The sequence below is a fragment of the Rhodoferax sp. genome (assembly GCF_030646845.1).
Taxonomy (GTDB): Bacteria; Pseudomonadota; Gammaproteobacteria; order Burkholderiales; family Burkholderiaceae_C; genus Rhodoferax.
On record NZ_JAUSLE010000016.1, the window covers coordinates 1 to 7,711 of the forward strand.

Here is a 7,711-nt window from a genome sequence, read left to right on the forward strand (position 1 = left end):
GGTGCAATCTATATCACGCTGGTGTGCTTGCTGCCGGAGTTCCTTATCCTGAAGTACAACGTACCGTTCTACTTCGGCGGCACTTCACTTTTGATCATTGTCGTCGTGACTATGGATTTCATGGCGCAGGTTCAGAATTACATGATGTCGCAGCAATATGAATCGCTGTTGAAGAAGGCTAATTTCAAGTCTTCATAAGGCGATTGGTAAATATGTCAAAAGACGATGTTATTCAGATGCAGGGAGAAGTGGTTGAAAACCTGCCGAACGCGACGTTTCGTGTGAAGCTGGAAAATGGCCACGTGGTACTGGGGCATATTTCGGGAAAAATGCGTATGCACTACATCCGTATTCTTCCAGGGGACAAAGTCACTGTCGAATTGACGCCTTACGATTTGAGTCGGGCGCGGATTGTATTCAGGGCTAAATAGTAGTAATAGTATGTGGTCCACGCAAAGTTATGCGGGGACATTGCGAACAGTTTTAGGAGAATGAAATGAAGGTTTCGGCTTCGGTCAAGAAAATTTGCCGTAACTGCAAGGTAATTCGGCGCAAGGGCGTTGTGCGTGTGATCTGTACCGATCCGCGTCACAAGCAGCGCCAGGGTTAATTGCAAGAGTTTTAGAGGACGAAAATGGCACGTATCGCTGGCATCAATATTCCGCCGCAACAGCATTCTGAAATTGGCTTGACTGCCATCTTCGGGATCGGTCGCACCCGGGCACGCAAAATTTGCGAGGCTTGTGGCATCGCTTATTCCAAGAAGGTCAAGGATTTGACCGACTCGGATCTCGAGAAAATTCGCGACCAGATTGCTCAGTTCACCATCGAGGGTGACCTCCGTCGTGAAACGACAATGAACATCAAGCGTTTGATGGACATTGGTTGTTATCGTGGCTTCCGTCATCGTCGCGGCTTGCCGATGCGTGGCCAGCGTACACGCACGAATGCCCGTACCCGCAAAGGCCCCCGTAAGGCCGCTGCATCATTGAAGAAATAACAGGGATTGAGAGACCACCATGGCAAAAGCTCCCTCCAGTAATGCGGCCCAACGTGTCCGTAAAAAAGTTCGCAAAAATGTTGCTGACGGCGTAGCGCACGTTCACGCGTCGTTTAATAACACCATCATCACGATCACCGATCGTCAAGGCAATGCTTTGTCTTGGGCCTCGTCGGGTGGTCAAGGATTCAAGGGTTCACGCAAGTCCACGCCGTTCGCTGCCCAGGTGGCTTCCGAAGTGGCTGGTCGTGCCGCCATTGAACAGGGCATCAAGAATCTTGACGTAGAGATCAAAGGTCCGGGCCCTGGCCGCGAATCTTCGGTTCGCGCACTTGCTGCCCTTGGTATTCGGATCAACATGATTGCTGACGTGACCCCGGTGCCACACAATGGTTGCCGTCCACAGAAGCGTCGTCGCATCTAATTTTTTAACAAGCCCACCGCCACTGGCCCCGCTGCCGGTGGCTCCCGCGCTTGATGTGCGGCAGATGACATAAAGGAAGTTCAAGTGGCACGCTATCTAGGCCCCAAGGCCAAATTATCCCGCCGTGAAGGCACTGACCTGTTTTTGAAGAGCGCCCGTCGCTCTATTGGAGACAAGGCAAAATTTGATTCCAAGCCGGGTCAACATGGACGCACTTCTGGTGCCCGTACCTCGGACTATGGCCTGCAGCTTCGCGAGAAGCAGAAGGTTAAGCGCATGTATGGCGTTCTGGAGAAGCAGTTCCGTCGTTATTTTGAAGAGGCCGACCGCCGCAAAGGCAACACGGGTGCGAACCTGCTGTCCCTTCTCGAGTCGCGTCTTGACAATGTGGTGTACCGCATGGGCTTTGGCTCGACACGCGCCGAGGCGCGCCAGTTGGTCTCCCATAAAGCCATGACAGTGAACGGGAAGAGCGTCAATATCCCCTCCTATATGGTCAAGACCGGTGATGTGATCGCCGTTCGGGACAAGTCGAAAAAGCAAACTCGCATTGCGGAAGCGCTGCAATTGGCTCAGCAAGTCGGCATGCCGGCTTGGGTTGAGGTGAGTCTCGAAAAGGCCGAAGGCACTTTCAAGTCGGTTCCTGACCGTGACCAGTTCGCCGCCGATGTCAACGAGTCGTTGATCGTTGAGTTGTATTCGCGTTAATAGCGTTTCAACACGTTTTTTTCATTCGAAATCGTTCCTGAGGCGCGGGGCACTGCGCCTGAGGTGCTTCGCCAGCCTTACCGGTGTAACGAGCCGGGGGTATTGAGAGGAAGTCTGCATGCAAAATAGTCTACTGAAACCTAAAGCCATCAATGTCGAGCAGCTTGCTGCGAATCGTGCCAAGGTTGCGCTCGAGCCTTTTGAGCGTGGTTATGGTCATACGCTCGGTAACGCGCTTCGCCGAGTTTTGTTGTCCTCAATGCCTGGTTATGCCGCGACTGAAGTCACGATTGCCGGCGTCTTGCACGAATACTCGTCCATCGACGGCGTGCAGGAAGACGTCGTCAATATCTTGTTGAATCTCAAAGGCGTTGTCTTCAAACTCCATAACCGTGATGAAGTGACTCTGAGCCTGCGCAAAGATGGCGAAGGTGTTGTCACAGCCAGTGATATTCAGACTCCGCACGATGTCGAGATCATCACTCCGGATCACGTGATCGCCAATTTGTCGCAAGGCGGCAAGCTTGATATGCAGATCAAGGTCGAGAAGGGCCGTGGTTATGTTCCTGGCACGATGCGCCGGCATGCGGATGAGCCAACCAAGTCCATTGGTCGTATTGTGCTGGATGCCTCGTTTTCACCGGTGAAGCGTGTCAGCTACACGGTGGAGAGTGCGCGTGTGGAGCAGCGTACTGATCTGGACAAGTTGGTGGTAGATATCGAAACCAACGGTGCCATTTCGGCCGAAGACGCGGTTCGCGCTTCCGCTAAAATCCTCGTTGAGCAACTGGCCGTGTTTGCGCAGTTGGAAGGTAGCGAGCTGGCTGCATTTGACGCACCCGCACCGCGTGGTAGCGCTCAGTTCGATCCGATTCTGTTGCGTCCTGTGGACGAACTCGAACTGACTGTCCGCTCGGCCAACTGCCTGAAGGCAGAGAACATTTATTACATCGGCGATTTGATTCAGCGTACGGAAAACGAGTTGTTAAAGACTCCGAATCTGGGTCGTAAATCGCTTAATGAAATCAAGGAAGTGCTGGCTTCCCGTGGTCTGACTTTGGGCATGAAGCTTGAAAGTTGGCCTCCAGCTGCGCTCGAAAAGCGTTGATTTTTAGAGTCCCAAAAGGGGCTCTGTGCCACGGGCAGTACCTGATACGGCTGCCTGTTATATAACTCAAGGAAAGCACCATGCGTCACGGACACGGACTACGTAAACTCAATCGCACCAGCTCGCATCGCTTGGCGATGTTGCGCAACATGATGAACTCGCTCATCGAGCACGAAGTCATCAAAACCACGGTCCCGAAAGCCAAGGAACTGCGCCGCGTCATCGAACCGATGATCACACTGGCAAAAGAAGCCACCGTTGCCAATCGTCGCCTGGCGTTTGACCGCCTGCGTGACCGCGACAGCGTGGTCAAGTTGTTCAATGATCTGGGACCACGTTTCAAGACACGTCCCGGTGGTTACACACGCATCCTGAAGATGGGCTTCCGCGTGGGCGACAACGCACCGATGGCTTTGGTTGAATTGGTCGATCGTCCAGCAGTGGTAGAAGTGCCGGCTGGCGAGACAGCCAAGTCATAATAGGTTATAATATAAAGATACCGCGCGATGGAGCAGCCTGGTAGCTCGTTGGGCTCATAACCCAAAGGTCGTAGGTTCAAATCCTACTCGCGCAACCAACAAGTAAGCGGTCTCCGCTGACAGCAAACGCCAACTTTCGAGTTGGCGTTTTGCTTTGTGCCCAGAATTTGGTCCACTTTTGGCCCATGGAATTTCCACCGAGCTGGAAATGAAAATCGGGTCGAGGCCGTCATTTAGCACTTTCAAATGCAGGAAGCTCGATACTGAATCGGCACAGTGCCCTCAGGCGGGTCAGTTTTCGTTCGGTGGCAACTGGGCAGAGGGGGCCAACTTGTTGGAACGCGGACTATTGTGTAATCGACTGACTGAGCAAGAGCTCCAGCAGCCTTTTTTGCGACAAGGGTTCATGGTAGAAATAGCCCTGCATCGTCTTGCACCCAGCGTTTTCCAGGTAGCGTTCCTGAACGGCAGTCTCGATACCCTCCGCGACGAGGTTCAGCCCCAGACCTTTCGCGATGGAGATGATGGCAAGCACAACTGGAAATTGCGAACCGTCGTCCTGGATGTCCATTACAAATGAGCGATCGATTTTGATGGTGTGAATTGGAAATCGGTGCAAGTAGGACAAGGAAGAATAGCCTGTTCCAAAATCGTCGATGGCAACACTGACGCCGAGTTGGCAAAGCTTGTCGAGCTGTTCGATGGCAGTCTGCGGGTTATGAATGCAGACATTCTCGGTGACCTCCACTTCGATCTGACTCGGTTCGATGTGGTGAAGAGCCAATGCACTCCTGAGCTTCTCAAAAAAGTCTCCACGATCCAGGTACTGTGGCGAAAGATTCAGCGAAAGCCGGATAGCCTCGCCACCGAGCGAATTCCATTCGCGCAGATCCAGACAGATGGCCTCCAGCATCCAATCGCTGATGGGGATGATGAGCCCATTTTCCTCGGCAAACGGCAGGAATTCTCCCGCCCCCAAGAACCCTCGCTCCGGATGGTTCCAGCGCATCAAGGCTTCAGCACCAACAATTCTTCGCGTCTTCACATCCACTTGCGGCTGGTAGTACATCTCCAGTTGGCCAAGTTCCAGGGCGACTCGCAGACTATGTTCAAGCGCGATCTTTTGATAGGACGCATCAAGCATGGAGCGGTCGAAGAAGGAGTACCCGTTCTTGCCCTCTGCCTTCATGTGGTACATCGCAATATCGGAATTCCGGGTCAGCTCGTCAATCGACTCACCGTCGGTCGGGTAAATGGCGATGCCGATGCTTGCCGAGATATGCACAGACTGCCCCGCGAGCTGGAACGGTAGATGCAGGCACTCCAGGAATTTTCTTGCAATCACCACCGCATCCTGCCGGTCGTGCAACTCAGGCAAGATGGCCGTAAATTCATCGCCGCCAAGCCGCGCGAGTGTATCGCCACGGCGCAGGCACGCTTTCAGGCGCGCCGCTGTCTGTTGCAGCAACTCATCGCCGATGCCGTGACCCAGGGTGTCGTTAACCAGCTTGAAACGGTCCAGGTCAATGAACATGAGTGCAAGGTCAACGTTGTTCCGCTTTGCCTGCAGCACGGCCATGCCTAGACGGTCCTTGAACATCACGCGGTTGGGCAGGTCCGTCAATATGTCGTGATAGGCCTGATGGGCGATCAGTTCGTCAGCCCTCTTGCGCTCGCTTATGTCACGAGCAACGCCATAAATGCCAAACTGTTCACGCTGGCTTGTCTCACGCAGCGGGGTTGTCTGGTCGGCGTCGACCGGGATCCTCATCAACTCATGAATGAAGGTGCGCGGTTCACCGTCAGGATGGCGAGATTTAAGTCGCAACTCAACGTTACGTGACCGGCGATAGTCACCTCGTCCTTCATTGAAGACATAATCTGCGCGCTTCAAGTCTTCTTCGTGAACCAGCACAGAGTAATGCTCACCCATCAGTTCATCGCGACTGAAACTTAACAACTGGGTCACCCGGTCATTGATAAATGTAAATCGACCTTGGTGATCAAGCGTGTAAATGATGTCAGGCGAGCTGTCCACCAAATAACGGTATTTCTTTTCGGAGCTTTCAAGCTGCCCCGCAATATGCTGGTTTTCGGCCTGGAGCCGGCGTTGCTTCAAGGCGTTATCAATTGTCTTGAGCAGTTCTTCCGGGCTGTAGGGCTTACGCAGATAGTCATAAGCGCCACGTTTGAGCGCACCAATCGCAGCTTCGATTTCCCTGTCGCCGCTCGTCACAATCATGTTTGCACCCGTTTGCCGGGTATTCATGAAGTCCATGATGTCGTGCCCGCTCATGTCCGGCAGACGCAAGTCCAGAATCACCAAGTCAAATGGCTCTTGGTTGAGATGCTGGATAGCCTCAATGCCATTCGCAGCGCTCGTCAGGACGAAGCCCCGGCCCTTGAGCAACTCGCCCAGGCTGCTGAGAATTCTCGGCTCGTCGTCAACCAGAAGTACGCGGGCAGGAGACTCCGCCAGAAAGGGCAAGGACGAACCGTACGGTGGGCGACTGAAAGCCAATTGCCCCAAGGCGTTGCCAGCCAGGACATCTGCTTCAGGTCTCATGCCGCATCCTTGAGTAGCCCTGGCGCTGCACCCTGAGCCACTGCCTTTCGGGCTGGCAGAAGGATTTCAAAGATGGTTCCCGTCCTGGAACTGCGGCAGCTGATCAATCCGTTGAGCCCTTTGACCAGGCTGTGCACAATACTCAGGCCAATTCCGCGATTCTCGCCCACCTTGGAGCTGCGAACCGGAGAAAACAGGTGTGCCAGCACATCGGCCGGAATGCCCGGCCCGTTGTCTTTGATGCAGAGCTCGAAAAACGCCTGTCCGTCACGATGGACTCGTCCGTTGTTGCTGATCTCGATATGCCCGCCTTTTGGCAGCGCCTCGACGGAGTTTTTGATCAAATTCACCAAAATCTGTTTCAGGACATCAATCGAACCACTGATCTCCGAAGGCTGCTCTGGCATCCGCGCGATGATTTGCACGGAGGGGGGCAAAAACTTGCTCTCGCGAAACAAGCGCACCAGATCGCTCACGACGCGGTTAATGTCCGTGACGCCGGCCTGGATTTTCGGCGCGACCCCGGCAAATTCATTCATGATGTTGCCTACCCGGTCAATCTCTTCATTGAGAATTGACAGCTCATCTGCCACGGGCTCCTGTCGGGTCAATTTGCCGTCAAGTACACCCAGGTAATTCTTGATAATCGCCAGCGGATTGTTGACCTCGTGCACCACTCTGCGGGAGCTTTCGCGATGCTCCTCCTTCAAACTGGCAATGCGGGTGTCAATTTCTCCCCGATCACGGGTCGCCGCTTCAAGGGCGGCCGCCGCCTGTGCCCCAAAGGACTGCAGCAATCTCTCGCGGCGTTTCAAATCCGCAAGTCGCCATGTCGGGACGCCACCCACGATCACCCCCAGGCACCGCGTCCCGGTTGCAAGGGGCACACACACCAGACACTCGGCGTCAAAAATGCGAAGCAGTTGCTCTTCTGGCAGGCTCTTCAGGCCGCGGTCGCGTTCCAGGAATGCCAGACGTCTTTTCAGCACAGACTCGGCAATCCCCCCGCCTCCCGAAAGTGCGATGGTGAATTCGGTCAGGCGTTGTCGCTGCTCACCGACCGAAACCCCTACAAGTGCCTGGCCACTCCCGTTCATCAACAGAATGATCGTATTTTCCAGATTGAAAAGGATGTGCGCGTTCTTCCGAACCAATTCCAGCAGTTGAGTGTCACCTTTTTGACTGGAAAACGACTGTCCAAGCTCTGCGGTGAGAGCCATGTTGCGGACTTCCTCGGTCAGTCGTTCCTGCACCGGATCCACCAACGGCGCCGCAGGCGCGCGGACAGCCGGTGCCGCCAGATCATCGACGCCCGACAAATCGATCCCAAGGTATTCAGCGGCCTTCTTCACCTGAACAGAAGCGCCCTGGCCAATCGTCAACAGGTCTTCAGTCTCGAGCATGCAAAGTGAGCCAGCATCCGCCG

The 7,711-nt window shown here is 54.3% G+C and carries 9 protein-coding genes, 1 tRNA gene and 1 pseudogene; 9 read left to right on the top strand and 2 right to left on the bottom strand.

Annotated features, from left to right (window positions below):
* From secY to Q7T10_RS04570, 9 genes and pseudogenes are all read left to right on the top strand, one after another.
* Positions 1-198, top strand: a pseudogene (secY, locus tag Q7T10_RS04530) (preprotein translocase subunit SecY); the annotation flags it as partial.
* Between the two features lie 14 nt (positions 199-212).
* Positions 213-431: a translation initiation factor IF-1 gene (gene infA, locus Q7T10_RS04535; protein WP_007869286.1), complete on the top strand. Its 219-nt coding sequence runs from the start codon at positions 213-215 to the stop codon at positions 429-431.
* 65 nt (positions 432-496) lie between these two features.
* A complete protein-coding gene (rpmJ, locus tag Q7T10_RS04540) occupies positions 497-610 on the top strand; it encodes a 50S ribosomal protein L36 (RefSeq protein WP_084795560.1) in 114 nt (37 codons plus the stop codon).
* A 24-nt stretch (positions 611-634) separates the two neighbouring features.
* Positions 635-1,000 (top strand): 30S ribosomal protein S13, encoded by a 366-nt coding sequence (gene rpsM / locus Q7T10_RS04545; RefSeq protein WP_114972516.1) that lies wholly within the window; start codon positions 635-637, stop codon positions 998-1,000.
* Between the two features lie 19 nt (positions 1,001-1,019).
* Positions 1,020-1,424: a 30S ribosomal protein S11 gene (rpsK, locus tag Q7T10_RS04550; RefSeq protein WP_304746416.1), complete on the top strand. Its 405-nt coding sequence runs from the start codon at positions 1,020-1,022 to the stop codon at positions 1,422-1,424.
* 84 nt (positions 1,425-1,508) lie between these two features.
* The gene (rpsD, locus tag Q7T10_RS04555; RefSeq protein WP_304746418.1) at positions 1,509-2,132 is read left to right on the top strand and encodes a 30S ribosomal protein S4; all 624 of its coding nucleotides are present in this window, start codon (positions 1,509-1,511) and stop codon (positions 2,130-2,132) included.
* A 118-nt stretch (positions 2,133-2,250) separates the two neighbouring features.
* Positions 2,251-3,240: a DNA-directed RNA polymerase subunit alpha gene (gene rpoA, locus Q7T10_RS04560; protein WP_304746420.1), complete on the top strand. Its 990-nt coding sequence runs from the start codon at positions 2,251-2,253 to the stop codon at positions 3,238-3,240.
* Between the two features lie 80 nt (positions 3,241-3,320).
* Positions 3,321-3,719, top strand: a complete 399-nt coding sequence (gene rplQ, locus Q7T10_RS04565) for a 50S ribosomal protein L17 (protein WP_304746422.1) — start codon at positions 3,321-3,323, stop codon at positions 3,717-3,719.
* Positions 3,720-3,740: 21 nt separating this feature from the next.
* Positions 3,741-3,817: transfer RNA gene (locus Q7T10_RS04570), tRNA-Met, on the top strand.
* 248 nt (positions 3,818-4,065) lie between these two features.
* On the opposite strand, the gene Q7T10_RS04575 is transcribed toward Q7T10_RS04570, so the two are convergent.
* Positions 4,066-6,285: an EAL domain-containing protein gene (locus tag Q7T10_RS04575; RefSeq protein WP_304746424.1), complete on the bottom strand. Its 2,220-nt coding sequence runs from the start codon at positions 6,283-6,285 to the stop codon at positions 4,066-4,068.
* The coding region (locus Q7T10_RS04580) for a HAMP domain-containing sensor histidine kinase (protein WP_304746426.1) at positions 6,282-7,711 on the bottom strand (1,430 nt) is incomplete at its 5' end. The genes Q7T10_RS04575 and Q7T10_RS04580, both read right to left, overlap by 4 nt.